The 25,736-nt window shown below is 72.9% G+C and carries 21 protein-coding genes and 1 riboswitch; of the genes, 13 read left to right on the top strand and 8 right to left on the bottom strand.

All coding sequences use genetic code 11. The features are described 5' to 3' along the window. The first annotated feature begins 20 nt into the window (after positions 1-20). Together Cs7R123_RS35035 and Cs7R123_RS35030 are read left to right on the top strand one after the other, a co-directional pair. Positions 21-2,480 (top strand): DNA translocase FtsK, encoded by a 2,460-nt coding sequence (locus Cs7R123_RS35035; RefSeq protein WP_212832994.1) that lies wholly within the window; start codon positions 21-23, stop codon positions 2,478-2,480. Between the two features lie 17 nt (positions 2,481-2,497). After that, the gene (locus tag Cs7R123_RS35030) at positions 2,498-3,622 is read left to right on the top strand and encodes a low temperature requirement protein A (RefSeq protein ID WP_212832992.1); all 1,125 of its coding nucleotides are present in this window, start codon (positions 2,498-2,500) and stop codon (positions 3,620-3,622) included. A 98-nt stretch (positions 3,623-3,720) separates the two neighbouring features. Here Cs7R123_RS35030 and Cs7R123_RS35025 read toward each other — a convergent pair whose 3' ends face one another. Next, positions 3,721-3,999, bottom strand: a complete 279-nt coding sequence (locus Cs7R123_RS35025; RefSeq protein ID WP_212832990.1) for a hypothetical protein — start codon at positions 3,997-3,999, stop codon at positions 3,721-3,723. An 11-nt stretch (positions 4,000-4,010) separates the two neighbouring features. Further along, positions 4,011-4,070, bottom strand: a riboswitch (guanidine-III (ykkC-III) riboswitch). 159 nt (positions 4,071-4,229) lie between these two features. Between Cs7R123_RS35025 and rimO the strand changes: the two genes are divergently transcribed. From rimO to Cs7R123_RS35000, 5 genes are all read left to right on the top strand, one after another. Further along, a complete protein-coding gene (gene rimO / locus Cs7R123_RS35020) occupies positions 4,230-5,735 on the top strand; it encodes a 30S ribosomal protein S12 methylthiotransferase RimO (protein ID WP_212832988.1) in 1,506 nt (501 codons plus the stop codon). Positions 5,736-5,745: 10 nt separating this feature from the next. After that, entirely contained in the window at positions 5,746-6,336 is a 591-nt protein-coding gene (gene pgsA / locus Cs7R123_RS35015) for a CDP-diacylglycerol--glycerol-3-phosphate 3-phosphatidyltransferase (protein WP_244872341.1), read from the top strand. Further along, positions 6,333-7,172, top strand: coding sequence for an arylamine N-acetyltransferase (locus Cs7R123_RS35010; protein ID WP_212832984.1), 840 nt, complete (start codon positions 6,333-6,335; stop codon positions 7,170-7,172). Before pgsA ends, Cs7R123_RS35010 begins: the two co-directional genes overlap by 4 nt. 80 nt (positions 7,173-7,252) lie before the next feature. Continuing rightward, positions 7,253-7,756, top strand: coding sequence for a nicotinamide-nucleotide amidohydrolase family protein (locus tag Cs7R123_RS35005; RefSeq protein ID WP_212834894.1), 504 nt, complete (start codon positions 7,253-7,255; stop codon positions 7,754-7,756). A 205-nt stretch (positions 7,757-7,961) separates the two neighbouring features. Then, positions 7,962-8,414, top strand: coding sequence for a helix-turn-helix domain-containing protein (locus tag Cs7R123_RS35000; RefSeq protein ID WP_212832981.1), 453 nt, complete (start codon positions 7,962-7,964; stop codon positions 8,412-8,414). Positions 8,415-8,643: 229 nt separating this feature from the next. On the opposite strand, the gene Cs7R123_RS34995 is transcribed toward Cs7R123_RS35000, so the two are convergent. The 3 genes from Cs7R123_RS34995 to Cs7R123_RS34985 all read right to left on the bottom strand — a co-directional run bounded on the left by Cs7R123_RS34995 (position 8,644) and on the right by Cs7R123_RS34985 (position 15,216). Then, positions 8,644-9,423 (bottom strand): S-adenosyl-l-methionine hydroxide adenosyltransferase family protein, encoded by a 780-nt coding sequence (locus tag Cs7R123_RS34995; RefSeq protein WP_212832979.1) that lies wholly within the window; start codon positions 9,421-9,423, stop codon positions 8,644-8,646. Between the two features lie 42 nt (positions 9,424-9,465). Continuing rightward, on the bottom strand, positions 9,466-10,641 hold the full coding sequence (locus Cs7R123_RS34990) for an acyltransferase (RefSeq protein ID WP_212832977.1): 1,176 nt from the start codon (positions 10,639-10,641) through the stop codon (positions 9,466-9,468). A 108-nt stretch (positions 10,642-10,749) separates the two neighbouring features. Further along, complete coding sequence (locus Cs7R123_RS34985) at positions 10,750-15,216, bottom strand: ATP-dependent helicase (RefSeq protein ID WP_212832975.1); 4,467 nt, start codon at positions 15,214-15,216, stop codon at positions 10,750-10,752. Positions 15,217-15,459: 243 nt separating this feature from the next. Between Cs7R123_RS34985 and Cs7R123_RS34980 the strand changes: the two genes are divergently transcribed. Next, positions 15,460-15,759, top strand: coding sequence for a hypothetical protein (locus tag Cs7R123_RS34980; RefSeq protein WP_244872340.1), 300 nt, complete (start codon positions 15,460-15,462; stop codon positions 15,757-15,759). Between the two features lie 120 nt (positions 15,760-15,879). Here the strand turns inward: Cs7R123_RS34980 and leuE are convergent, their stop codons facing one another. Further along, a complete protein-coding gene (gene leuE, locus Cs7R123_RS34975) occupies positions 15,880-16,536 on the bottom strand; it encodes a leucine efflux protein LeuE (protein WP_212832971.1) in 657 nt (218 codons plus the stop codon). Positions 16,537-16,545: 9 nt separating this feature from the next. Further along, complete coding sequence (locus Cs7R123_RS34970; RefSeq protein WP_212834892.1) at positions 16,546-17,751, bottom strand: bifunctional pyridoxamine 5'-phosphate oxidase family protein/GNAT family N-acetyltransferase; 1,206 nt, start codon at positions 17,749-17,751, stop codon at positions 16,546-16,548. Positions 17,752-17,836: 85 nt separating this feature from the next. Here Cs7R123_RS34970 and Cs7R123_RS34965 point away from each other — a divergent pair, with 85 nt between their 5' ends. Continuing rightward, positions 17,837-19,168 carry an aminotransferase class I/II-fold pyridoxal phosphate-dependent enzyme gene (locus Cs7R123_RS34965; protein ID WP_212832969.1) on the top strand — a complete coding sequence of 444 codons (1,332 nt, stop codon included), beginning with the start codon at positions 17,837-17,839 and terminating at the stop codon, positions 19,166-19,168. A gap of 11 nt (positions 19,169-19,179) precedes the next feature. On the opposite strand, the gene Cs7R123_RS34960 is transcribed toward Cs7R123_RS34965, so the two are convergent. Both Cs7R123_RS34960 and Cs7R123_RS34955 read right to left on the bottom strand, forming a co-directional pair. After that, positions 19,180-19,611: a zf-TFIIB domain-containing protein gene (locus Cs7R123_RS34960; protein ID WP_212832967.1), complete on the bottom strand. Its 432-nt coding sequence runs from the start codon at positions 19,609-19,611 to the stop codon at positions 19,180-19,182. Between the two features lie 87 nt (positions 19,612-19,698). Beyond that, on the bottom strand, positions 19,699-20,586 hold the full coding sequence (locus Cs7R123_RS34955; RefSeq protein ID WP_212832965.1) for a phytanoyl-CoA dioxygenase family protein: 888 nt from the start codon (positions 20,584-20,586) through the stop codon (positions 19,699-19,701). 358 nt (positions 20,587-20,944) lie between these two features. Between Cs7R123_RS34955 and Cs7R123_RS34950 the strand changes: the two genes are divergently transcribed. From Cs7R123_RS34950 to Cs7R123_RS34935, 4 genes are all read left to right on the top strand, one after another. Then, on the top strand, positions 20,945-22,270 hold the full coding sequence (locus Cs7R123_RS34950; protein ID WP_374707059.1) for an MFS transporter: 1,326 nt from the start codon (positions 20,945-20,947) through the stop codon (positions 22,268-22,270). Between the two features lie 138 nt (positions 22,271-22,408). Next, positions 22,409-22,609, top strand: coding sequence for a DUF3046 domain-containing protein (locus tag Cs7R123_RS34945; protein ID WP_212832963.1), 201 nt, complete (start codon positions 22,409-22,411; stop codon positions 22,607-22,609). A 194-nt stretch (positions 22,610-22,803) separates the two neighbouring features. Continuing rightward, a complete protein-coding gene (gene recA / locus Cs7R123_RS34940) occupies positions 22,804-23,856 on the top strand; it encodes a recombinase RecA (RefSeq protein WP_212832961.1) in 1,053 nt (350 codons plus the stop codon). Between the two features lie 26 nt (positions 23,857-23,882). Continuing rightward, positions 23,883-24,545 (top strand): regulatory protein RecX, encoded by a 663-nt coding sequence (locus Cs7R123_RS34935; RefSeq protein WP_212832959.1) that lies wholly within the window; start codon positions 23,883-23,885, stop codon positions 24,543-24,545. Positions 24,546-25,736 lie beyond the last annotated feature (1,191 nt).

Genomic DNA, 25,736 nt, shown 5'->3' with positions numbered 1-25,736 from the left:
TCTCCACTACCGTGTGAGGCATGGCGGGCCGTACCTCCCAACCGAGCCGACGTCGAGCTGCCACGCCGACGAAGGCGACGGCCGCGCGCACCCGACAACCGGGCCGTACGCCCGCGCGGCGGCCCGCGGCCCGGTCGCGCGCCCGGCGGCCGCGGCTGACCGTGAACCCGCTCGCCCTGGTCGGACGGGTTCTCGGCGCGATCTGGATGGCCGCGGCGCACGGCGTCGGCTGGCTCGCGCGCGCCGCGGGCAGCCAGGCGGCCAAGGCCCGCGACCTGGACCCGGAGCACCGCCGCGACGGCGTCGGCCTGCTCATGCTCGGGGCGTCGATCCTGCTCGGGGTCGCCATCTGGGGCGGCGGGGCCGGTCCGTTCGGCACCTGGCTGTCCAGCACCACCAGGTTCTTCATCGGCGCCACCGCGGCGGCGCTGCCGCTGCTGCTGGCGGTGTCGGCGATCCGGGCGATGCGCTCCGAACCCGATCCGGCCCAGCGCGGCCGGGGCGTGGTCGGCTGGACCGCGCTGACCGTGTCGAGCACCGGCATCCTGCACATCGCGCAGCACCCGGTCGACCCGATCCAGATGGAGTTCGCCGGAGGACTGCTCGGCAAGCTGCTCGGCGGCGGCCTGGCCGGCGCGGTGACGGGCTGGGTGGCCATACCGCTGCTGCTGATCCTGTTCGGGTTCGGCGTGCTGGTGGTGACCGCGACGCCGGTCAACAAGATCCCGGAACGGCTGGCCGCGCTGCGCGACATGATGCTCGGCACCGGCGCACCGCCGCCGGAGGACGAGCCGCAGGAGATCCCGCCGCCGCGCCGCAAGCGGCTGACCCCGCCCGCCGCGTTCACCGCCCCCGAGCCGGGGGAGGACGACGACTTCGACGGGCCGCTGGCCGCGCAGGAGACCGTCGCGATCGACCGGCTGGCCAAGCCGCCGCGCAAGCGCCCGGAGCCGCCGCAGCACACCCCGCCGCCGACCAGGACCGAGCAGCTGCTGCTGCCCAGCCTCGGCGGCGACTACACCCTGCCGCCGCCGAACCTGCTCAAGCCGGGCGAGGCGGCCAAGACCCGGTCCAAGGCCAACGACGAGGTCATCGCGGCGCTGGCGCACGTGTTCGACCAGTTCGACGTGGACGCCGCCGTCACCGGCTTCACCCGCGGCCCGACGGTCACCCGGTACGAGGTGGAGCTGGGCCTGGGCGTGAAGGTGGAACGGATCACCGCCCTGTCCCGCAACATCGCGTACGCCGTGAAGAGCCCCGACGTGCGCATCCTCAGCCCGATCCCCGGCAAGAGCGCGGTCGGCGTGGAGATCCCCAACACCGACCGCGAGGACGTGGCCCTCGGCGACGTGCTGCGCTCGCGCACCGCCACGAGCGAGCAGCACCCGATGGTGGTGGCCCTGGGCAAGGACATCGAGGGCGGCTACGTGGTCGCCAACCTGGCCAAGATGCCGCACATCCTGATCGCGGGCGCCACCGGCGCCGGCAAGTCGAGCTGCCTCAACTCGCTGCTGGTGTCGGTCCTGGCCCGGGCCACGCCCGACCAGGTGCGGCTGCTGCTGGTCGACCCGAAGCGGGTGGAGCTCACCTCGTACGAGGGGATCCCGCACCTGGTCACCCCGATCGTCACCAACCCGAAGAAGGCGGCCGACGCCCTCGAATGGGTCGTGCGCGAGATGGACATGCGCTACGACGACCTCGCCGCCGCCGGGGTGCGCCACATCGACGACTACAACCGCAAGCTGCGGGCGGGGCAGATCAAGCCGCCGCCGGGCTCGGAGCGCGTGCTCAAGCCGTACCCCTATCTGCTGGTCATCGTCGACGAGCTGGCCGACCTGATGATGGTCGCCCCCCGCGACGTCGAGGACTCGATCGTGCGGATCACCCAGCTGGCCCGGGCGGCGGGCATCCACCTGGTGCTGGCCACCCAGCGGCCCTCGGTCGACGTCGTCACCGGCCTGATCAAGGCGAACGTGCCGTCCCGGCTGGCGTTCGCGACCAGCTCGCTGGCCGACTCCCGGGTCATCCTGGACCAGCCGGGTGCGGAGAAGCTGATCGGGCGCGGCGACGCCCTGTTCCTGCCCATGGGCGCCAGCAAGCCGCAGCGCATCCAGGGCGCCTGGGTGTCCGAGAACGAGATCGCCGACATCGTCGAGTTCTGCAAGCGGCAGCGCGAGCCCGAGTTCCGGCCCGAGGTGCTGGCCGTTCCGACCGAGGGCAAGAAGAAGGTCGACGAGGAGATCGGCGACGACCTCCAGTTGCTGATTCAGGCGATCGAGCTGGTGGTGGTGTCGCAGCTCGGCTCGACCAGCATGCTCCAGCGCAAGCTGCGGGTCGGCTTCGCCAAGGCCGGGCGCCTGATGGACCTGATGGAGACCCGCGGCATCGTCGGGCCGTCGGAGGGCTCCAAGGCCCGCGAAGTGCTGATCAAGCCGGACGAGCTGGCGGAGGTGCTCGCCGATCTGGGCGGTGACGAGTGAGCTCTTAGGATGGCGCGGTGACCGACCCCTCTGTCGGAGTCGACCGCGAGCCGGTCGTCCGCGTGTCCACCCTGGAACTCTTCTTCGACCTCGTCTTCGTCTTCACCGTCACCCAGCTCACCGCAGTGCTGGCCGGGCACCCCGACTGGGCCGGCGCCGGGCGCGTCGTGGTCCTGCTCCTCATGATCTGGTGGATGTACGACGGCTACGCCTGGCTGACCAACACCGTGGCCCCCACCGACCATGTCCGGCGCGGGCTGCTGCTGCTCGGCATGTTCGGCTTCCTGATGATCGCGCTGGCGGTGCCCGGGGCGTACGCGGGCAGCGGCTGGGTCTTCGGCGTCGGCTACTTCCTCGTCAACGCCATCCACAGCGGGCTGCTGCTGCGCGCCTCGCCCGCGGCCATGCGGCAGCTCGCCCCGCTCAACCTGCTCAGCGCCGCGCTGGTGCTCGGCGGCAGCATCGTGACCGGCCCGTGGCGGACGGGGCTGTGGGTGGCCGCGATCGCGGTCATGGCGGTCTCGCCGTACCTGCACCCGCTGTCGGAGTGGAACATCTCCTCGGCGCACTTCGTCGAGCGGCACGGGCTGATCGTGATCATCGCGCTCGGCGAGTCGGTGGTGGCGATCGGCGCCGGGGCGGCCGGGCTGGACCTCACCCCCGCGCGGCTGGGCGTCGCCGGGCTCGGCCTGGTGCTGTCGTTCCTGCTGTGGTGGCTGTACTTCGGCGGGGACGATGTGCGGGCCGAGCACGCGCTGGACTCGGTGCCGTCGATGCGGCGCGGCCGGACGGCGCTGCACGCGTTCGGCTGGGCGCACGTTCCGCTGCTGCTGGGCGTGGTCGTCTTCGCCGCCGGGGTGAAGAAGGCGGTGGTGTACGCCGGCGGGCACCTGTACCCGGCGTACGCGCTCCTGCTCGCGGGCGGCGTGGCGATCTTCCTGCTGGGCGACGTGCTGTTCCGGTACTTCCTGTGCATCGGGCCCCGCCGCTACCGCCTGATCGGCGCCTTCGCCGTGCTCGCCACCGTCCCGATCGGGCTGGTCAGCACGGTGGGCCAGGTGGCCGCCGTCGCGCTCCTGCTGGCCGCCGTCATCACCCTGGAAGCCCACCGCGCCCCGAACCCCGCCGCCACCGCACACTGAGGCGGGGGTTCCGCTCGTTGATCGCTGTTCGCGGTCACAACATCGGTTTGCAGCTGATGTTGTGACCGCAAACGGCGATCAACGCGCGGCGATCAGCGTCAGGACGGAGGTGTGGCGGGTTCGTCGTGGGCGGGTCGGGTGGGGGTGTGGCGCAGGGTCAGGGTCAGGGATACCGCCGAGACCGCGGCCCAGGTGCCCTCCAGCAGTAGGAAGCCCCAGTCGCGGCCGAGCCAGGCCAGCCAGGCGAGCAGGCCCGCGCCCACGGTGTTGGCGATCAGGTAGCCGATCGAGCGGGTGCTGGTGCGGCCCAGCTGGGCGGCCACGTAGCCGCCGAGGACGGTCAGCGCGCCGGCGATCTGCAGGACGTCATGGTTCATGATCGTTCTTCTGCGCGCCGTCTTGTCGCACCGGGTACGGCGAGCCCTCGTCCGGGAACGGCGCCGGTCCGGGCACCGCCGCGCCCAAGGCTAGCTCGCGCGGCACCCGTCGAGGAGGGGCCCGGTGCCTTCCCTCGCCCGCAAGCTTCACCCGGGAGAGTGCTGTGGGTTACATACACGGGGGTGGAGGTTGGGGTGGGTGTGTCAGGTGCGCCCGGTAGCCTTGTCGAGTGCCTGCAACCTCCCCGTCACCCACCGAACAGCCCGCGCGCCGGGTCGCTCTGCTGACCCTGGGCTGCGCCCGTAACGAGGTCGACTCCGAGGAGCTGGCCGCCCGGCTGGCCGCCGACGGTTGGCAGGTCAGCACCGACGGCGAGGGCGCCGATGTCGTCCTCGTCAACACCTGCGGCTTCGTCGAGAAGGCCAAGCAGGACTCGATCGACACGCTGCTGGCCGCCGCCGACACCGGCGCCAAGGTCGTGGCCGCCGGCTGCATGGCCGAGCGCTACGGCAAGGACCTGGCCGGCAGCCTGCCCGAGGCCGCGGCCGTGCTCGGCTTCGACCACTACCCGACCATCGCCGAGACCCTCGACGCGGTCCTGCGCGGCGAGCAGGTCGACTCGCACACCCCGCGCGATCGGCGCGAGCTGCTGCCCGTCGCGCCCGCCAAGCGCCGCGACACCGGTGTGATCGTGCCGGGGCACGCGGCGTTCACCAACGACGAGCACACCCCGGCGCACCTGCGCCCGGTGCTGCGGCACCGGCTCGACTCCAGCCCGGTGGCGTCGCTGAAGCTGGCCAGCGGCTGCGACCGGCGCTGCTCCTTCTGCGCGATCCCGGCGTTCCGGGGCTCGTTCGTCAGCCGTACGCCCGACGAGCTGCTCGCCGAGGCGGAGTGGCTGGCCCGCACGGGCGTGCGGGAGCTGGTGCTGGTCAGCGAGAACTCGACGTCGTACGGCAAGGATCTGGGCGATCCCCGCGCGCTGGAGAAGCTGCTGCCGCAGCTGGCCGCGATCACGGGCATCGTGCGGGTGCGGGTGAGCTACCTCCAGCCCGCCGAGACCCGGCCGGGCCTGGTCGAGGCGATCGCGACCACGCCGGGCGTGGCGCCGTACTTCGACCTGTCGTTCCAGCACTCGGCCGAGCCGGTGCTGCGGCGCATGCGGCGGTTCGGCTCGACCGAGCGGTTCCTGGAGCTGCTGGCCTCGGCCCGCGAGCTGGCCCCGGAGGCGGGCGCGCGCAGCAACTTCATCGTCGGCTTCCCGGGCGAGTCCCGGGCCGACTTCGAGGAGCTGGTGCGGTTCGTCAGCGCGGCGCGGCTGGACGCGATCGGCGTGTTCGACTACTCCGACGAGGACGGCACCGAGGCCGCGGGCATGGACGGCAAGATCGGTCCGGCGACGGTCAAGCGGCGCTACGACAAGATGCTCACCCTGGTCGAGGAGCTGTGCGGCCAGCGGGCCGAGGAGCGCCTGGGCACCTTCGTGGACGTGCTGGTCGACACCGTCGAGAACGGCGTGGTCGAGGGCCGCGGCGCCCACCAGGCGCCGGAGGTCGACGGCTCGACCACGCTGACCGCCGGGGACGATGGCGTCGATCTGGCCGCGCTGCGCCCCGGCGACCTGGTCCGGGCACGGGTGACCGGCACCGAGGGCGTGGACCTCGTCGCGGTGCCGACCCTGATGCTCGACGCCGCGCCCGGGAATCGCTCGCCGTTGCTGGCCGTGGCTGGCTAACGTGTCGGTCGTGCAGGAACGCTCACGCCGGGTGCCCCCGGTGCTCAACGCCGCCAACATCCTCACCGTGGTTCGGATCATCCTGGTCCCGGTCTTCGTGATGTTCGTGATCGTTTCTGACATGACCGACACGAAGTGGCGCATCGCCGCCGCGATCGCGTTCGGGGTCGCCTCGGCCACCGACTACATCGACGGCTGGATCGCCCGACGGTTCGAGCTGGTCACCTCGTTCGGGAAGGTGGCCGACCCGATCGCCGACAAGGCGCTCACCGGCTCGGCCCTGATCCTGCTCAGCGTGTACGACGCACTGCCCTGGTGGGTCACGATCGTGATCCTGGTCCGGGAGTGGGGCGTGACGCTGCTGCGCTTCCTGGTGATCCGCCGCGGCGGCGGCGTGATCGCGGCCAGCCGGGGCGGCAAGCTCAAGACGGTCCTGCAGATCGCGGCGATCGCCTGGTACCTGTGGCCGTTCCCGCAGCCGTGGGCCGCCGTCGGCCCGTGGCTGATGGGCGCGGCGCTGGTGGTGACCGTGGTGACCGGCATCGACTACGTCGTCGCGGCGGTGCGGACGCGGCGCCGGGCTCCCAAGCTGGAGTCGTGATCGACGCCTACCTGCGGCTGCTCGGGGTCAGCCGCAAGCCGCCGTCGCCGCAGTTCCTGCACGAGCTGCACCGCGCCCACGTCAACCGGGTGCCGTACACCAACATGGAGATCATGCTCGGCCGTCCGGGCACGGTCGACCAGGCCGAGTCGGTGGACCGGGTGGTGCGCCGCCGCGGCGGCTACTGCTTCCAGCTCAACGGCGCCTTCGCCGTGCTGCTGCGCGAACTCGGCTTCACGGTGACCATGCACCGGGGGTACGTCGTCAGCGACCTGGCCCAGACCGCGGCCGACCTGAACCACCTGGCCCTGCTGGTGCACGGCCTGCCGGACGAGCAGCACCCCGACGGGGTCTGGTTCGCCGACACCGGGCTGGGTGACGCGTTCAGCGACCCGCTGCCGCTGCGCCACGGCGACCACCGCCAGGGCCCGTTCGGGTACGCCCTGGCCGACACGCCCCGCGACGAGCCCGGCTGGCGGCTGCACCACGACCCGACCGGCTCGTTCCTGGCCTGCGACGTCATCGCCGCGCCCGCCGAGATCACCGACTTCGGCGGCGCGCACCAGCACCTGTCCACCTCGCCCGCGTCGCCGTTCACACAGGTCTTCACCGCGATGCGGCGCACCGGGCGGGAAGTGCAGATCCTGCGCGGCTGCGTGCTGACAGTGCTGGACGACTACGGCCGCGAGGAGCAGCAGCTGCTCAGCCGCGACGAGTGGCGCCAGGCGCTGGCCGACCTGTTCGGCCTGATCGACGACGGCCTCGACCGGCTGTGGCCGAGCGTGCGCGCCGCCCACGACACCTGGGCAGCCAAGCGCGCGGACCAGTCCGCGTGAGCACGGACGGCACCACCCCCGACACCGCAGCCGTCCGCGTGAGCACGGACGGCGCCACCCCCCAGGCCGCCGCGACGGAGCTGGACCGGCGCCGCCCCGGCGACGGCCCCACCGGCGCCGGCCGGGTCGATGCGCTGGTCGCGCGGCTGGTCGCGCGTGGCGAGACGGTCGCGGCGGCCGAGTCGCTGACCGGCGGCCTGCTGACCGCGACCCTGGTGACCGTGCCCGGGGTGAGCCGGGTGCTGCGCGGCGGCCTGGTCGTCTACGCCACGGACCTCAAGCACACCCTGGCCGGGGTCGACGCGGACCTGCTGGCCGAGCGCGGCCCGGTCGACCCGGACGTGGCCGTGGCGCTGGCCCGGGGCGCCCGGGAGCGCTGCGGCGCCGACTGGGGTCTGTCCACCACGGGCGTGGCGGGTCCCGGCCCGCAGGACGGCGTGCCGGCCGGAACCGTCTATGTCGGGCTGGCCGGTCCGGACGGGCGGACCGACGTGAAAAAGTTGTCCGTGCCCGCCGATCGGGCGACAGTGCGAGCGACCAGCGTCGATGTCGCGCTGGACCTTCTGTGGCGGGCGACCGCCTGATTCCGCGGTTCGGAAAGGGTGGCGCGGACCCCGGTGATCTGTGCCACTATGGCGGGAGGCGCTGGAAGAGTCGGGCACCCGCTTCGGCGGGGCGGGGTGTCGATCTGGCACGGAGAGAGTACGGTTCATCTCAGCCGTCGGTGACAACCGGCGGCTGACGGCATATCAGCTGTTGGTAACGGGGAACAAGAGCAGGGGGTGCGACATGGTGCTTTTGCGTCGAGTGATCGGTGATGCCCTCCGTGCCCGTCGGCAGGGACAGCATCGCACCCTGCGCGAGGTCTCCACGGCTGCCAACGTCAGCCTCGGTTACCTCTCGGAGATCGAACGAGGGCAGAAGGAAGCGTCCAGCGAGCTGCTGACGTCCATCTGCGACGCGCTGGGCGCCCGGCTGTCCGAGGTGCTGCGCGAGGTCAGCGACACGATGGCGGTCGCCGAAGCGGTCGAGGGTGTGCTCACGCCCCCGCTGCCGCGCGGAGGCCAGGACAAGGTACTGGAGCCGATGGCGGCCCGCCCCCGCACCGAGGTGGCCACCGATGGCCAGGTCTCGGTCACGGTGCGCCGCGACAACCCGCTGCGGACCACGCTGCGGACGACTCGCAACTCCCGACCCACCAACCCGGGTAGCACGCGCGGCCGCGAGGTCGTAGGCGTCTGACCTGGGCCGGGCACCTTCGTCGGCCCGACCCTGCCCATCGCCCGGCCCGTCACCGGACCGGGCGACCCCATCCCCAGGCAACCGATCCCGCCCGCCCGGCGACTCGACCCTGATCAGCCGAGTTGCCGGGCACTTGTGCGTATCTTGGACCGTCTTTCACCCGACTGCCCGGCAACTCGGCTGATCATGCCGCGCTGCGGCGGGCGCGGCGGGGTCAGGAGATGCGGGGTCAGGAGATGCGGACGATGTCGCCGGGGTTGACGGCGAGCATGACGGCCGCGCGGCCGCCGTTGACGGCGATCGCGATGCGGTCGGCCGAGTCCGCGAAGACCACCAGCCCGCCCGAGGGCACGTCGGCGAAGGTGGTGCCGCGTACGGCGCGGCAGCCGCCCACGGTCAGCCGGTCCGGCAGCGCCGTCAGCGCCTCGCCGGACGCCGCGAGCTGCACGTTGCCGAACCTGTCCACGGTCAGCACCTCCGCCTCCAGCCAGCCGTCGCCGACCGCGATCACCGGGTCGGGCAGCCGCACCAGGCTGTCGGCGTCGATCTCAGGCCCGGCCTCGCCCGGGTCGGCGCCGAGCGCGAGCCGGGCCGCGGCCGGGGCGAACACGTCGCGGCCGTGGAAGGTGCGCGAGACGGTCGGGGCGAACCAGTCGGTGCTGGCCAGCTCGACCGCCCGCTCGATCCCGCCGAGGGCGTCGGCGGCCCAGCCGAGCAGGCCGTTGTCGGGTCCGACGAGCAGGCCGTTCGGGGTCTGGAGCACGACGGCGCGGCGCACGGTGCCGACGCCGGGATCGACGACGGCCAGGTGCACCGACGGGGGCAGGTAGGGGACGGTCTGGGCCAGCACGGCGGCGCCCCGGGTGACGTCGCCGGGCGGGAGCTGGTGGCTGACGTCGATGATCCGCAGTTGCGGTGCGGTACGGGCGATCATGCCGTGGCAGGAGGCCACGAATCCGTCGGACAGCCCGTAGTCGGTGGTGAACGAGATCCAGTCGTATCCGGCCATACCCACTAACTTAGCGTCGCTGTCACGAACTCAGCGTCGCTGTCACGGTCGGCCGGGCGTGCCGATCTCCGACGGTGTGTCGGTCTGGGCCGGACCGGCCTGGACGGGGATGACGGCCTGGCCGAGGGCCCTGCGGCCGCGTTGCAGGCGCCGGAACAGCAGCAGGACGGGGACGGTGCAGATCAGGGGGCCGATGATGGCCAGCGGGCGGGTCAGCCACCAGCCGGAGTCCACATCGGCCGGCTTGTCCATGTCGAAGCCGAACAGCAGCCAGGTCAGGAACAGGAACAGCGCCATTCCGGTGGTGTGGACCAGGTACAGCGGCAGGGAGAACTCGTTGATCAGGTCGTTGGCGCGCTTCCAGCGGGGGCGTTGCAGCAGCTCCTGCATGCGCGGGCGGAGCAGCTCGACGAATCCGATCTGGAAGATCAGCAGGGCCACGATGACGAACGTGGGCGGGGCCATGTTGGAGAAGCGCTCGCCGGGCACACCGACCATCGAGCCCGGGTACAGGCCGGAGCCGACCAGGCCGGTGAGGCCGAACAGGCCCAGCCACAGCAGGGCCCAGTCGTTGCGGCGGGGCGAGTCGACCACGTTCTGGTAGAAGAAGCCCGCCTGGTGGCACAGCCCCCAGACCAGCACCATGTTCAGCCAGCCGATGTCCTCCAGGCCGCGGTCGAACCGCAGCACGTCCACCACCATCGCGGCCCCGGCCAGCCAGACCAGGGCGAGCAGCCCCGCCTTGCGGTGCAGCCACAGGCCGATCGGCAGCAGCGCGATCAGCATCAGGTACACGGCCAGGAACCACAGCGGGCTGACCACCAGCTTCACCGCCCGGCCGACGCCGGTGAGGTTGAAGTACGTGCCGATGAGGGAACCGAGCGCGATCCAGACCAGCAGGACGATCCCGGCCGGGATGGTCAGCTGCCGCACGCGCCGCCACACGAACGCGCGCATGGTGACCCCGCGCGCCTGCGCCCGTTCCCAGCTGCGCAGGTGCACGTAGCCGCCGATGAAGAAGAACAGCGGCATCACCTGGAACAGCCAGGTCGCCAGCCACAGGCCGCGGGTGAAGCCGAGCGGGCTGGTGGCGTGCGGGCCGTCCGGCCGCCAGTCGAGGATGGTGAAGGCCCAGTGCCACACCACGACCACGATCAGGCTCAACGCCCGCAGGAAGTCCACATAGGCGTCTCGCCGGGCGGGTGGTGCGCTGGTCATGACCGCAGCATGCCACCGCGCGCCCCCGACCCGCCAGGCTCTTTCCGCCCGCCGTTCCCGGGTGTTTCCCTGATCGTTCATCCAGGCGCCACCCAGGAAAGTTCAGGGTCAGCCGCGTATCCGCAGGCCGCGCGGGGTCATCCGGAAACCGGCCGCCTCCAGCGCCGCGCCCAGCGGGCTGCCCGTGATCGACTCGCCGTCGGCCCGTTCGACCGTGAGCGGCCCGAGCGCGCCCGCGCCCACCGCCTCCGCGAGCGCCGTGGCGGCCAGGCCCTGGGCGGTGCCGTCGCCGCCGAAGGTGAGCAGGGTGCGGCCGCCGCGTTCGACGTACAGGACGAGCTCGCCGGCGACGAGGACGACCAGCGCCCCGGCCTTGCGGCCGGGCCGGTGGCCGTCGGTGGTGTGCGGCCAGGGCAGCGCGGCGCCGTAGGGGTTGGCCGGGTCGGTCGAGGCCAGCACCAGGGCCCGCGAGCCGCCTTCCTCCGTGTACGACCGGAGCCGGTCCACCGCCCCCGGCAGCGCGAACTGCGCCGCCCCGAGCCCCTCCACGAAGTACCCGCGCCGGGCCGCGCCGCGCTCCTCCAGCGCCGCCAGCACCGGGTACACGGCCGCGAAGCCGCCCGGCCGCCCCTCGGCCGCGACCGCGCCCCGCGTCACCACGCCGTGCCGTTCCAGCAGCACGTCGGCCAGTGCCGCCGCGCAGGCGGTGGCGTCGGTCTCGCGCGGGGCCAGCGCGTGCCAGCGCCCGGCGGCCGTGGGCGAGGTCGCCCGCGCCGAGGCCAGCGACCGCCCGCCGGTGAGGCTGGGCCGCCGGTAGCGGGCCCGCGCCGGGGAAGGCTTGGCCCGGTGCGCGCCGCCGCCCCCGGCGACCAGCGCCCGCACCGGGGCCAGGGTGTCGTTGCCGACCAGCCCCGCCCAGACCAGGTCCCACAACGCGGCCAGCAGCTCGTCGGTGTCGGCGCCACCCTCGACCCGGTCGGCGAGCTGCCGGAAGAACAGCGCCCCCTCGCCGAGGGCGGTGAGCAGCGACTCGTGCAGCTCGGTGCGGGCGATGTCCAGCGGCGGTGGGAGCAGCAGCGGCGCGGCGTCGGCGAAGGCCAGCGTGACCCAGCCGTCGTTGCCGCCGATGGCGCCCGCCCCGGCCCAGACCACCTCGCCGGTGGCGCACAGCTCGTCGAGGTATGCCGGGGTGTAGTCGGAGACCCGTTGCGGCAGGACGAGCCGTTCCAGGGCGGAGGCGGGGACGGGTACGCCCTGGAGCTGGTCGATCGCGGCGGCGACGGCGTCGATGCCGGTGGACCGGCGGCCGATCTGCTGCCATACGGGGAGGAAGCGGCCCAGGACGGCGGGCGGGACCGGCTCGATCTCCTTGCGCAGCGCGGCCAGGCTGCGGCGCCGCAGCGTACGGAGCACCTCCGCGTCGCACCACTCCACGAACCCGCCGTCGGAGGCGGCCGTGAACTCGCCCGAGACCACCCGGCCCGAGGCCGACAGGCGCCGCAGCGTGTGCTCGACCACGGCCACGCCGAGGCCGAACCGCTGCGCGCAGGCGTCGGCGCGGAACGGGCCGCTGGTGCGGGCGAACCGTCCGATCAGGTCCGGCAGCGGATCGGTGACCTGCGCCGCGTACGCCGCGGGCAGCCCCGGTGGCAGCGCGACCCCGAGCGCGTCACGGTAGCGCCCGGCGTCCTCCGCGACGATCCAGCGGTCCTGCCCCGCCACCCGGATCGCCAGCACCCGCACCGCGCGGCCGAGTTCCGGCAGCCAAGCCGGGTCGACGCCGCGCTCGACCAGCTCGTCGAGGCTCAGATCGCCCAGGCGGCGCAGCAGCTCGACGGTGTCCTCGGCGTCGCGCACCCGCCGGTCGGCCCAGCGCAGGTGCGCGGCGGTGGCCTCGATGACGGCCGGGTCCAGCAGCTCGCGCAGCTCGACGCGGCCCAGCAGCTCGCTCAGCAGGGTCGGGTCCAGCGCCAGTGCGGCGGCGCGGCGCTCGGCCAGGGGCGCGTCCTCGCCGTAGAGGAACGCGCCGACGTAGCCGAACAGCAGCGAGCGTGCGAACGGGGACGGCTGCGGGGTCGACACCTCGACCATGCGGACCTTGCGGCCCGCGATCTCGCGCATCAGCCCGGTCAGCGACGGCAGGTCGAAGACGTCGCGCAGGCACTCGCGCGCCGCCTCCAGCGTCACCGGGAAGTCGGGGTACTCGCGCGCCACGTCCAGCAGCTGAGCGGCCCGCTGGCGCTGCTGCCACAGCGGCTGGCGGCGGCCCGGGTCGCGGCGGGGCAGCAGCAGCGACCTGGCCGCGCACTCGCGGAACCGGGACGCGAACAGCGCCGACGTGCCGACCGCGTCGGCCACCATCGGCTCGATCTCGTCGGGGTCGAAGGCGAACACGTCCGCGCCGGGCGGCTCCTCGGCCGTCTCCGGCAGCCGGATCACGATGCCGTCGTCGGCCGCGTGCACCTGCGCGTCCACGCCGTAGCGTTCCCGCAGGCGCTGGCCGATCGCCAGCGCCCACGGGGCGTTGACCGGTGCGCCGAGCACGCAGTGCAGCACGATCCGCCAGTCGCCGAGCTCGTCGCGGAACCGCTCGACCAGCACCGTCCGGTCGTCGGGCAGGTGCCGGGTCGCCTGCCGCTGCTCGTCCAGGTATGCCGCCAGATTGCGCTGCGCGGCCGGATCGAGGGTGTCCGGTTCGGACTGCTTGCGCAGGAACGCCCCCAGCGCCCGGCCCAGCGCCACCGGGCGCCCGGCCTGGTCGCCCTTCCAGAACGGCAGCCGCGCGGGCTGTCCCGGGGCGGGGGAGACCAGCACCCGGTCGGGCGTGATGTCCTCGATGCGCCACGAGCTGGTGCCCAGCGCGAAGACGTCGCCGACGCGCGACTCGTACACCATCTCCTCGTCGAGTTCGCCGACCCGGCTGGCCTTCTCGGAGCCCGCGAGGAAGACGCCGAACAGGCCGCGGTCGGGGATGGTGCCGCCGGAGGTGACGGCCAGGCGCTGGTTGCCGGGGCGGCCGGTGAGCAGGTCGGCGGCCCGGTCCCAGACGATGCGCGGGCGCAGCTCGGCGAAGGCCGTCGACGGGTATCGCCCGGCCAGCATGTCCAGCACCGCGTGCAGCGCCGACTCCGGCAGCGCCGCGAACGGCGCGGCCCGGCGCACCAGCTCGGCCAGGTCGGCCACGGTCCAGTCGTCCATCGCGGTCATCGCCACCACGTGCTGGGCCAGCACGTCCAGCGGGCTGTGCGGGAAGTCCAGCGGTTCGAGCTGCCCGGCGCCCATCCGCAGCGACACCACCGCGCACGACAGCAGGTCGCCGCGGTGCACCGGGAACACCACGCCGCGCGAGACCGCGCCGACCTGGTGCCCGGCCCGGCCGACGCGCTGGAGCCCGGCCGCCACGCTGGGCGGGGCGCCGACCTGCACCACCAGGTCGACCGCGCCCATGTCGATGCCGAGCTCCAGACTGGACGTCGCCACCACCGCGGGCAGCCGCCCGGATTTCAGCTCGTCCTCGATCTGCTTGCGCTCCTCCTTGGACACCGAGCCGTGGTGGGCGCGGGCGAGAAGCGGCGCGGCACCGTACCCGGTGCCGGACTGGGCCATGATCTGCGCGGGCGGCGGCACAGGCTGGACCACCGCCTCGGCCGCCAGCTCGTTGAGGCGCGCGCACAGGCGCTCGGCGCCGCGGCGGGAGTTGGTGAAGACGATGGTGGAGCGGTGCGCGCGGATGAGCTCGAACACCCGCTCCTCGACCGCGGGCCAGATCGACGAGCGGCGCGGGCCCTCGTCCTCGGGCTCGCTCTCGGCCAGGGCGGTCATGTCCTCGACCGGCACCTCGACGGTGACCTCGATGGTCTTCTCGGTGCGCGGCTGCACCACGTGCACCGGCGCGGCCCCGCCCAGGAAGCGGGCGGCCGACTCGACCGGCTCGACGGTCGCCGACAGGCCGATGCGCTGCGCGGGCTTCGGCAGCAGCGCGTCCAGCCGCTCCAGCGACAGGGCCAGGTGGGCGCCGCGCTTGGTGGCGGTGACCGCGTGCACCTCGTCGATGATCACGGTCTCGACGCCGCGCAGCGACTCGCGGGCGGCCGAGGTGAGCAGCAGGAACAGCGACTCCGGGGTGGTGATCAGGATGTCGGGCGGGCGGCGGGTGAAGGCGCGGCGCTCGTCGGCGGGCGTGTCGCCGGTGCGCATTCCGACAGTGATGTCCGGTTCGGCCAGGCCGAGCCGGTCGGCGGCGTGCCGGATGCCGGTCAGCGGCGTACGCAGGTTGCGTTCGACGTCGACGGCCAGCGCCTTGAGCGGGCTGATGTACAGCACGCGGCAGCGCGCGGCCGGGTCGTCGGGCACCGGCTCGTGGGCCAGCCGGTCCAGCGCCCACAGGAACGCCGCCAGGGTCTTGCCGGAGCCGGTCGGGGCCACGACCAGGGTGTTGTCCCCGGCGCTGATGGCACGCCAGGCGCCCGACTGGGCCGCTGTGGGCGCCGCGAAGGCCGCGTCGAACCAGGCCCGGGTGGCCGGGCCGAAGTTCGGGTCGAGGGTGGCGACAGCGCCGCCGGGCTGCTGCTTCATCACGACCATCCTGCCCGCCCGGTACGACAACTGCCGACATCATCCGAACGGAGGAGGCAAGATTCGGGTGTATGGACAGGTTCTATCGGGTAGATCCTGTCGGGTGAGATCGAACGGTTGCCAGGGTTGCCCGGAGTAGTCCGAATCACGTACCGTCTTGCTCACGGTAAGTAGCGCAACGAATACGGCGTGGGAGGTAGGGACGCAATGGCCGAGCGACGGAGCTTTCGTCACGAATCGGACGTGCTGCTACGGCAGCTCGACGGCCACCTGGCCCGGTTGCAGGCCGGGGAACCCCAGCCCAGTCACGAGATCGCCCTCTTCGAACGCATCGCGGCGCACCTGCGCCAGCTGATCCGGGAGACCGTCCGCGCCAGCGCGGTCGACCGCGCCCGGGTGCGGGCCGCGGTCCACTACGTGGTGATGCGCGGCCGCGACGCCCGCCACATCCGACCGGCCCATGTGGACGTCTGGGTCGTCAACGACATCATCCGCGACCTCGGCCGCCACGACCTCCTGATCCCGGAACCGGCCCTGAGCTGATCCGGCCCGCTTTCGCGCAAGCGGGCCGCGATTCGTGCAGTTTCGGGGAAACTGCACGAATCGCGGCCCTCTTTCGTGCACTTTCCCCGAAACTGCGCGATCAACCGCAGCGCGAGCGCGTCAGTTGAGGGAGGCGGTGGCCAGCTTGAGGCCGAAGCCGAGGAAGAGGGCGCCGATGGTGGTGGTGCCGGCGGCGGCCAGGCGACGGCGGCGGCGGAAGGCCTGGGCCAGCCGGTTCCCGCTGAAGATCAGCACGCTGAGGTATGCCGCGCTGAACAGCTGCGCGATGGTCGCCAGCAGCAGGAACGTGACCGCGGGGTAGGCGTACCCGGGGTCGACGAACTGGATGAAGAACGAGACGAAGAACAGGATCGCCTTCGGGTTCATCAAGCTGATCGTGAACGCCTTGCGGAACGGGTTGGTCGTGTCCGGTTCGGCGGCGGCGGTGGCGAGCGCCTCGGCCGCCTCACCGCGCGTACGCCAGCGCCGGATCGCGGCCAGCACCATCTTGACCCCGAGGTAGCCCAGGTACGCCGCACCGGCGTACTTGATCACGAGGAAGAGCGGCGGGTACGTGCGCAGCAGCGACGCCACGCCGGCCGCCGAGGCGAACATGAGCACGCTGTCGCCGGCGAACACGCCGAACGCGGCCCGGTAGCCCTGCCGCACACCGCGGCCGGCGGCGGTGGACAGCACGTACAGCGAGTTGGGGCCGGGGAGCAGGACGATGGCGACCGTCCCGAGGACGTACGTCCAGATGTCAGTGACGCCGAGCATGTCTCATCCTTACCGGACGTCGGCCCCGCCGAGAAGTCGGCTGGTCAGCTGCTTTTGTGCGTCCGGCCACTCGATCGCGAGCATGCTGTAGAGCGCGGAGTCGCGGGCCGAGCCGTCCTTGCGGTTGCGGTTGGCGCGCAGGGTCGCCTCGCGCACCGCGCCGAGCCGCTCGATCGCCGCCTGCGAGCGCAGGTTGCGCACGTCGGTCTGCCAGGTGACGCGCCGCGCCCCGAGCACCTCGAACGCGTGCGTGAGCAGCAGCAGCTTCGCCTCGGTGTTCACCGCCGTACGCCAGCGGGACCGGGCCAGGATGGTGCCGCCGATCTCCAGCGCCTGGACCTTCTCCTCCGGGTAGAGCGAGGTGGTGCCGAAGACCTCGCCGGTCACCGCGTCGCGCTGCACGTACGGCACGCGGCGGCCGGCCTCGTGGTCGGCGAGGATGCCGCGGACCACGTCGGCCATCTGCTCGCGGGTGTGCGGGCACGGGGTCGGCAGGTGCTCCCAGACCTGCTCGTCGCCGCCGAGCGCGGTGAACAGCCCGTCGGTGTGGGCCAGGTCGAGCGGCTCCAGGTGCACGTGCCGCCCGCGCAGCGGGGTGGCGGTGAGCCACGGCGAGGCGGCCGGGCGCAGGTGGTCGGGGACGGGCACGAGCACGCCCGGGGCGGGGTCGGGCAGGCCCGCGACGGTGCGCAGCGGGACGACGCCCGCCCAGTGCGGCAGGTCGAGGTCCTCGTCGTCGTCGTGGGCCGTGTCGGCGCGGCTGCGCACCGAGACCTCGGTCAGCGGCAGCGCCAGCACGGCGGTCTGCGCCAGCTCGCGGTCGTTCGGTCCGCGGCTCTGGGCGGCGCGCCCGGCCGCGATCTTCTCGGTGAGCGCGGTCAGCACCCGCCGCTTCTCCTCGTCGTCGGTGACCAGCACGGCGGTGCCGTGGGCGATCACCGAGCGGTAGTTGGCGCTGTGGTTGAACTGCGACCGGGCCAGCACCAGGCCGTCCAGGTGGGTGACGGTGACCGCCACGGGCAGGCCGCCGCCCCGGGCCTCCAGGCCCATCCGGCCGCCGCTCGAACCGTGCAGGTAGAGCGTGTCGCCGAGGCGCACGTGCAGGGTGGGCAGCACCTGGGGCAGCCCGTCGCGGACGAAGGCGAGGCTGCAGTGCCAACCCTCGTCGAGGATGGCGTGCGCGGCCTCGCGGTCGTACGACATGCGCTCGCGCATCCGCAGGGCGGTGGTGCGCGCGGTCCGCGGGTACTCGGTCACGGTCCTTGCCTTTCGCCGTCTGTACTAGTACATAATGGTGATTGTGTCAGAACAATATCGGATCACCGGTGGGTCGGCAATCGCGATCAGCGACTCCGTCGAGGCGGGGGTGCGTCACGGCGCGCTCGCCCCGGGTGCGGCGCTGCCCAGCGTGCGGGTGCTGGCCGAGGAGCTGCGCGTGAGCCCGGCCACGGTCGCCGCGGCGTACCAGCGGCTGCGCGGGCGCGGGATCGTGGTCACCGCGGGCCGCCACGGCACCCGGGTGCGGGCGGTCACCCCGATCGCCGCGAGCAGGGCGGCGCGGGCCTCGGTGCCGGTGCCGCCGGGGCTGCGCGACCTGGCCGCCGGTGACCCCGATCCGGCGCTGCTGCCCGACCTCGCCCCCATCCTGCGCGAGGTCGCCGACGAGCTGGCCGTGCTCGGGCCGGTCGGCTACGCCGGGGGCGGTCCGCTGCCCGAGCTGCTGGAACTGGCCCGGGAACGGTTGCCGCAGCTACCCGGCGACGCGTCGTACACGCTGGTGTCGGGCGCGCTCGACGGCCTGGACCGGCTGCTGGCGGCCCGGCTGCGGCCCGGTGACCGGGTGGCGGTCGAGGACCCGGGCTGGGCCGCGCTGCTCGACCTCGTCGCCGCGCAGGGCCTGGTGCCGGTGTCGATGCCGGTCGACGACGAGGGGCCCGTGGTCGACGGGGTGCGCGCGGCGCTGGCGGCCGGGGCGCGCGCCGTGATCGTCACCACCCGGGCGCAGAACCCGACCGGCGCGGCGGTGAGCGAGCAGCGCGCCCGCGAGCTGCGGCCGCTGCTGCGCGACGTCTTCGTGATCGAGGACGACCACGCCGGTGAGCTGGCCCCGGTGCCGCTGCACCCGGTCGGCGGCGGCGCGACCTGGGCGTTCCTGCGCAGCGCGGCCAAGCCCTACGGCCCCGACCTGCGCTGCGCGGTGCTGGCCGGGGACGCCGAGACGGTGTCGCGGGTCGAGGGCCGGCTGCGGCTGGGCGCGGGCTGGGTCTCCACCGTGTTGCAGCGCGCGCTGCTGCGGCTGTGGCGCGACGAGCGGGTCGCCGCCGGGATCGAGGCCGCCGGCCGGGCGTACGACCAGCGCCGGGCCGCCCTGCTCACCGCCCTGGCCGAGCGCGGTGTCGCCGCGAGCGGGCGCACCGGGATCAACGTGTGGGTGCCGGTGCCCGACGAGACCGGGGCCGTCGCGTCGCTGCGCGACGCCGGATACGCCGTCACCCCCGGCCACGTCTACCGCACCGCGACCGGCCCCGGCATCCGGCTGACCATCGCCACGCTGGCCCCGGACGAGGCGGGGCCGCTGGCCGCCGCGGTCGCCGCCGCGCTGGCCGGCGGCCCCGCGCCGATCAGCCGCTGATCAGCCGCTGATCAGTCGAACAGCTCCTCCAGGAAGCTCTCGTGCTTCTTGTGCTTCTTGTGGTGCCCGTGGCCGTACTTCGGGTACTCGTCGGAGTCGTAGTCGCGCCAGCCGTGCTGGGTGTGCTGCGGCTGGGCGTACCCGTGCTGGGGCTGGCCGTAGCCGTGCTGGGGCGGGTAGCCGGGCTGCGCGGCGGGCGGCGCGTACTGGCCGGGGTGCACGGGCTGGCCCGGGTGGGTGGGCTGGCCGGGCCCGGCGGTGTGCGGCGGCTGGGCGTGCTGCTGGGCGCGCGCCCCGTGCCAGGCGTTCTCGGCGTCGACCAGGCGCTCCAGCTCACCGCGGTCCAGGAAGATGCCGCGGCATTCGGTGCACTGGTCGAGGGTCACGCCGTTGCGCTCGTACTGTCGCATCGGGGCATGGCATTTGGGGCACGTCATGTCCATGCGCCCGAGCCTAGCCGCGCGTGCCAACCGGCCCCGTGACGGCGAGAGGCCGCCCCCGGGCGGGGACGGCCTCTCGTGCGCGTGCTGTCAGCGACGCAGCCAGGGGAAGGACGAGTCGAGCTGACCCTGCTCCTTCAGCTCGGTGTAGAGCGGAACCTCGTCGGGGAAGTAGCCCCACGCGTGGTCGCCGCCGTCCACCGGGTCGTCGATGCGGCCCTCGAGCGCGCCGACGAGCTGGCGCTGCACCGGGCTGAGCCGGGCGACGTCCTCCGCGGCCGGCTTCTGGTCGCGGGTGGCGATCCAGCGGAAGGTGTACCCGAAGAAGACCGCCTTGCGGGTGATCTCCGAGTAGTTGTTGGAGCGCGCGTGCCAGATGCGGCGGTCGAAGAAGACCACGTCGCCGGGGTGGACGCAGACCTCGATGGCGCCGGCGGGGTCGGGCCACTCGATGTCGCGGCTCGGCGGGCCGTCGATGCGGTTCATCTTGTGGCTGCCCGGGACGACCTTGAAGTTGCCGCGGCCCGGCTCGGACACGTCCGACAGCCAGAACGCCAGCTTCACCGACAGGCGCGGGCGCGGGTCGGTCTCCAGCTCGCCGTTCTGGCGGCCGCCGTCCTGGTGCCACTCGAAGCGGTACGGCTTGGTGGTGGGGATCGGCGGGTGCACGTCCAGGTGCGAGTGGTAGACGTGCACGTTCCAGCCGATCATCGACCACACCAGCGGGAACACCGCCGGGTGGTCGACCAGGCCGTTGAGCTCGGGGCAGCTGGCGACCGCGCTCAGCTTGTGCAGCGACGCGTCCGCGCCCAGCTTGCCGACAGCCTCGTGCTCGGCGTACACCCGGTCGACGGCCGCGGCGTAGTGCGCGACCTCCTCCGGCGAGAGCACGTTGCGGATGATCAGATAGCCGTCGCGCTCGAACTGCTCACGCTGTTCGGCAGTCATCGCGCGCGGCGTGACGGGGGTGATGGTCACGGGTTGTCCTTCCCCGATCGGCTGGGTGGCGCGCGGCGTCGCCCAGGTGCTTTACGGGGCAGCGGCACTGCCCTTGCGCACTGGACGTGCTGGTCGGGAGCGTCGTTGCCTCAGCGGTCAAGATCTGGCCGGACGTCCGATGGGGGCCCGGCCGGTTCAGTTGTGCGCGCCGCCGGGATCACGGCCCGTGTCGCGTGCACGTGCCGCGGAGGGACCCAGGTGGCATGCGTTTTCCTGCTGCGGGCAAGACGATACCCGAATCGTCTTCGGCTAGCCCGGGGCCGGTGCCGACCGGCACCATGGGGCAAGGTAGAGACAACGGCACCGCCCCTTACCCCGACCCCCCCCGGGAGCCCCCGTGAGCGCCACCCTGGCCGACCATGCGCGCGTGCAGTCCCGCACCGTCCGCGTGCTGATGAGTGCGGAGATCATCAGTGGTCTCGGCACGGCGATGGGCATCTCCATCGGCGCGCTGCTCGCGCAGGACATCACCGGCACCGCGGCCCTGTCCGGCCTGGCGCAGAGCGCGGCGGTCGTCGGCGGCGCGCTGTGGGCGATCCCCGCCACCAGCCTGATGAGCCGGTACGGCCGCCGCCCCGGCATCGCCGCGTGCTACCTCGTCGGCACCCTCGGCGCGGCGGGCGTGCTCGGCTCGGTGCTGCTGCGCTCCGGGCCGCTGCTGTTCGTCGGGTTCTTCCTGTTCGGGGCGGGCAGCGCGGCCAAGCTCCAGTCCCGGTACGCCGCCGCCGACCTGGCCGAGCCGCACCGGCGCGGGCGGCAGCTGTCGCTGGTGGTCTGGGCGACCACGCTCGGCTCGCTGGCCGGGCCGAACCTCGCCGCACCGCTCGGGCGGCTGCTGGAGCCGTACGGCATTCCGCTGATGGCGGGCCCGTTCGCCTTCTGCGCCCTGTCCTTCGTGCTGGCCGCCGCCCTGCTCACGCTCCTGCTGCGCCCCGACCCGCTGCTGCTGTCCACCTCGATCGCCCGCGCCGCCGCCGCCGCGGACGCGGTCCCGGGGCAGGCGCCGGCCCCGGCGGAGCGGCCGCGGTTCGGGGACGTGATGCGCGCGGTGCTCGCCTCGCCCGCCGCGCGGCTGGGCATGGCCTCGATGGCGCTCGGACACCTGGTCATGGTGGGCGTGATGTCCATGACACCCGTGCACATCGGCGCGACCCACTCCGGCCCGGACACGCTGCGCCTGGTCGGGCTGGTGCTCAGCGCCCACATCGCCGGCATGTACGCGCTGGCGCCGGTGGTCGGCTGGCTCACCGACCGGGTCGGCCGGCTGCGGGTCATCCTCGGCGGCGTCGCGCTCCTGCTGGCGGCCTGCGCCACGGCCGCCGCGGCGGGCGACCGCACCGACCTGATCACCGTGGCGCTGGTGCTGCTCGGGCTCGGCTGGTCCGGGACCATGGTCGGCGGGTCGACCCTGTTCGCCGAGTCGGTGCCGGTCGCGGTGAAGGCCCGCGCCCAGGGCGTGTCCGACCTGGTCATGGGCCTGGCGGCGGCCGGGTCCGGCGCGGTGTCGGGGGTGGTCGTGGAGCTGTCCGGGTACCGCGTGCTGGCGCTGCTGGCGGCGCTGGCCACGCTCCCGCTGATCGCCCTGGCCCTGCGCCCCTCCACCCTCGCCGCGCTGACCCCCGCCGCCCCCGCCCCCGCCCCCGCCGCCTCCGCCGCCCGCTGAGCGGCGGTGCGTGCAGTTTCGGGGAAAGTGCAGGAATCATGGCCGGAGTTCGTGCAGTTTCCCCGAAACTGCACGAACTCCTCCTGATCATGCAGGTGGGGACGGGCGGAGATCGGCGGCGAGTGGCAGACTGGCCCGATGCGACGGACGGACTTCTGGGAGCGCCTGGGCGAGGTGTTCGGCCCGGTGTACGCCACCAGCGTGGCCAAGGATCAGGTGTTCGCCACCCTGGGCGGGCGGACCATCGACAGGGCTATGGCCGAGGGTGAGGAAGTGCACGTCATCTGGCGCGCGGTGGTCGAGCAGTACTCCGATCGGGTGCCTGCCCGGCTTCGCTGACCCGGGTGTGGGCACGCCTACGGCGTGGCAGGATGGCGCTCGTACACGTGTTCGGCTAATGTCCTCACCCGTGCGCTTGTCCACAGGCGCGGCGTGCCCGTATTCGCTTTGTCGGACCCAGCGCCTAGCGTGACCGCGTGACGAAAAAGGCTGCGAAGTCGACTGACAGTGCACTGACAGAGGTGGCGACGAAGATGGCGACGACGAATCCCGACAAGACCAAGGCGTTGGACCTGGCGCTGGCGCAGATCGACAAGCAGTTCGGCAAGGGCTCCGTGATGCGCCTGGGTGAGCGTCCCCAGGTGCAGATGATGGTCATCCCGACCGGCTCCATCGCCCTCGACGTGGCGCTGGGCATCGGCGGCCTGCCGCGTGGCCGCATCGTCGAGATCTACGGCCCGGAGTCCAGCGGTAAGACCTCGCTGGCCCTGCACGCGATCGCCAACGTGCAGCGCAACGGCGGCATCGCCGCGATCGTCGACGCCGAGCACGCGCTCGACCCGGAGTACGCCAAGGCGCTCGGCGTCGACACCGACGCGCTGCTGGTCTCGCAGCCCGACACCGGTGAGCAGGCGCTGGAGATCGCCGACATGCTGGTGCGCTCGGGCGCGCTGGACCTGATCGTGATCGACTCGGTGGCCGCGCTGGTGCCGCGCGCCGAGATCGAGGGTGAGATGGGCGACAGCCACGTCGGTCTGCAGGCGCGCCTCATGAGCCAGGCGCTGCGCAAGATGACCGGTGGCCTGAGCAACTCCAACACCACCGCGATCTTCATCAACCAGCTGCGCGAGAAGATCGGCGTCATGTTCGGCAGCCCGGAGACCACCACCGGTGGTAAGGCGCTGAAGTTCTACGCCTCGGTCCGCCTGGACATCCGCCGCATCGAGAGCCTGAAGGACGGCACCGAGGTCGTGGGTAACCGCACCCGCGTCAAGGTCGTCAAGAACAAGGTCGCCTCGCCGTTCAAACAGGCCGAGTTCGACATCATGTACGGCAAGGGCATCTCGCGCGAGGGTTCGCTGATCGACGTCGGCGTCGAGCAGAACATCATCCGCAAGGCGGGCGCCTGGTACACGTACGAGGGCGACCAGCTGGGCCAGGGCAAGGAGAAGGCGCGCGAGTTCCTCAAGGAGAACCCGGACGTCGCCGCCGAGATCGAGAAGAAGATCCTGGAGAAGCTCGGCGTCGGCGTGTCCAGCGCCTCGGACGCCGCGGGCGGCCCGGCGCTGCCCCCGGTGGACTTCTGATCCGCCTGACCGGCTGAGACGCCACGATGGCAGGACGTCGGCGCGGCGCTCGCACCGGCCGGGGCTGGGATGCGAAGCCACCCGCCCCGCCCCGGACGCCGCGCACCGGGGAGTCCGCGACCGGGGAACAGGACCCGGACGACCCGTCGGCGGCAGCCCGGCCGCAGCCGGCGCCGCGTGATCCATACGAGCTGGCGCGGGAGATCTGCCTGCGCCAGCTCGCCGTCCGCCCCCGCACCCGGGCCGAGCTGGCCACGGCGCTGCGCACCCGGGGCGTCGACGACGAGGTCGCCGCAGCGGTGCTCGACCGCTACGACGAAGTCGGCATGATCGACGACGCGGCGTTCGCCCGAGCCTGGGTGAGCAGCCGCCACCACGGTCGCGGCCTGGCCGCGCGAGCGCTGGGGCAGGAGTTGCGCCGCCGCGGCGTCGACCAGGAAGTGGTCACCGAGGCCCTGTCGGAGCTCGACGACGAGACCCAGGCCCGCACCGCGTACGAGCTGGCCGAGCGCAAGCTGCGTACGGTGCACGGCGAGCCCGACGTGGTGTTCCGGCGGGTCGTGGGCATGCTCGCCCGCAAGGGGTACCCCGGCGGCATCGCCGTCCGGGCGGTCAAGGAGGCTCTCGCGGCCCGCAGCGCCGCCGACGCCGAACTCGCCGAACAGATCGACCCCGACATCTTCGACTGACCCCGCCCGCACCCGCCGCATCCGCGTCCCGCCACCGCAGCCCGGCATCCGCAGCCCGGCATCCGCGTCCCGCCACCGCGTCCCGCCACCGCAGCCCGGCATCCGCAGCCCGGCCCGGCAACCGCCGCCTTCCGCAGCCGCAGCCTCCCGCAACCGCAGCAGTCGGTTGCGTGGCGGTCCGCTTAGCGCGGCTCATGATCGGCGTTTGCGGTCGGAAGCAGCGCTAACGCCTTAGCTACTGACCACAGACGCTGATCATGGGGCTGGGAGGCAGCCGCAGTCCGGCCCGTCGACCGCCGCCGCTTCCCGCAGCCGCAGCAGTCGGTTGCGTGGCGGTCCGCTTAGCGCGGCTCATGATCGGCGTCTGCGGTCGGAAGCAGCGCTAACGCCTTAGCTTCCGACCGCAACCGGCGATCATGAGGCCGGCCCGGCCACCGCAGGCCGGCCCGGCCACCGCAGGCCGGCCCGGCCACCACAGGCCGGCCCGGCCACCACAGGCCGGCCCGGCAGCCGCAGGCCGGCCCGGCGACCTCCGCCTTCCGCAGCCGCAGCCTCCCGCAACCGCAGCAGTCGGCTGCGTGGCGATCCGCTCAACGCGGCTCATGATCGGCGTTTGCGGTCAGAAACAGCGCTAACGCCTTAGTTTCTGACCGGAGACGCCGATCATGCGCTGTGGGTGGCGATCGTGAGGGTCTTGGGGTGGGTGACAACGTTTTCCGGGAATCGGGGCGTTAGTTGGGGTGGGCTGGGTGGGGGAGGTCGGGGGGCGGGAGCGCGGACACGCGCGACACGCCGGGATAAAGAACTGTTACGGACAGCTCACATCGCTTGGCAACCGGACACAATGGGCGTTGCGTGCGACTTGGTGTCCGATCATGAGTTCTTGACCGGACCACCTCCGGCAACCTAGCCTCGCATGAAGAGGTATCACCGACCAGCTCGTGTTAAACCACACAACATAGAACGCGTAACAGTACGACAACAGTTTTGCCTGGTGAACACACTCGGCTGCGGGACACCCCAACGCGGCCGACCACATGAAGTCGCTGCTCCGCCGCGCATTGTCGCAGGCAGGCGGCGCGATGGGACGAGCCTACCCGCTGAACACAGCGGAATGTAGTCTCGTCACAACGCGCTGTACGCAGCGATCACCGTGCGGTGCCGTCACCCCCCACCCCTGGTCGGGTGCCT

The sequence above is a fragment of the Catellatospora sp. TT07R-123 genome, from assembly GCF_018327705.1.
Taxonomy (GTDB): Bacteria; Actinomycetota; Actinomycetes; order Mycobacteriales; family Micromonosporaceae; genus Catellatospora.
This window is presented reverse-complemented; position numbering and strand designations above follow the sequence as displayed.

Coding starts and splice junctions, on each gene's coding strand:
- Cs7R123_RS35035 (WP_212832994.1), top strand. CDS start 21: ATGGCGGGCCGTACCTCCCAACCGAGCCGACGTCGAGCTGCCACGCCG.
- Cs7R123_RS35025 (WP_212832990.1), bottom strand. CDS start 3,999: ATGAACCATGACGTCCTGCAGATCGCCGGCGCGCTGACCGTCCTCGGC.
- Cs7R123_RS35000 (WP_212832981.1), top strand. CDS start 7,962: ATGGTGCTTTTGCGTCGAGTGATCGGTGATGCCCTCCGTGCCCGTCGG.
- Cs7R123_RS34995 (WP_212832979.1), bottom strand. CDS start 9,423: ATGGCCGGATACGACTGGATCTCGTTCACCACCGACTACGGGCTGTCC.
- Cs7R123_RS34990 (WP_212832977.1), bottom strand. CDS start 10,641: ATGACCAGCGCACCACCCGCCCGGCGAGACGCCTATGTGGACTTCCTG.
- Cs7R123_RS34985 (WP_212832975.1), bottom strand. CDS start 15,216: ATGAAGCAGCAGCCCGGCGGCGCTGTCGCCACCCTCGACCCGAACTTC.
- leuE (WP_212832971.1), bottom strand. CDS start 16,536: ATGCTCGGCGTCACTGACATCTGGACGTACGTCCTCGGGACGGTCGCC.
- Cs7R123_RS34970 (WP_212834892.1), bottom strand. CDS start 17,751: ATGCGCGAGCGCATGTCGTACGACCGCGAGGCCGCGCACGCCATCCTC.
- Cs7R123_RS34960 (WP_212832967.1), bottom strand. CDS start 19,611: ATGGACATGACGTGCCCCAAATGCCATGCCCCGATGCGACAGTACGAG.
- Cs7R123_RS34945 (WP_212832963.1), top strand. CDS start 22,409: ATGCGACGGACGGACTTCTGGGAGCGCCTGGGCGAGGTGTTCGGCCCG.
- recA (WP_212832961.1), top strand. CDS start 22,804: ATGGCGACGACGAATCCCGACAAGACCAAGGCGTTGGACCTGGCGCTG.
- Cs7R123_RS34935 (WP_212832959.1), top strand. CDS start 23,883: ATGGCAGGACGTCGGCGCGGCGCTCGCACCGGCCGGGGCTGGGATGCG.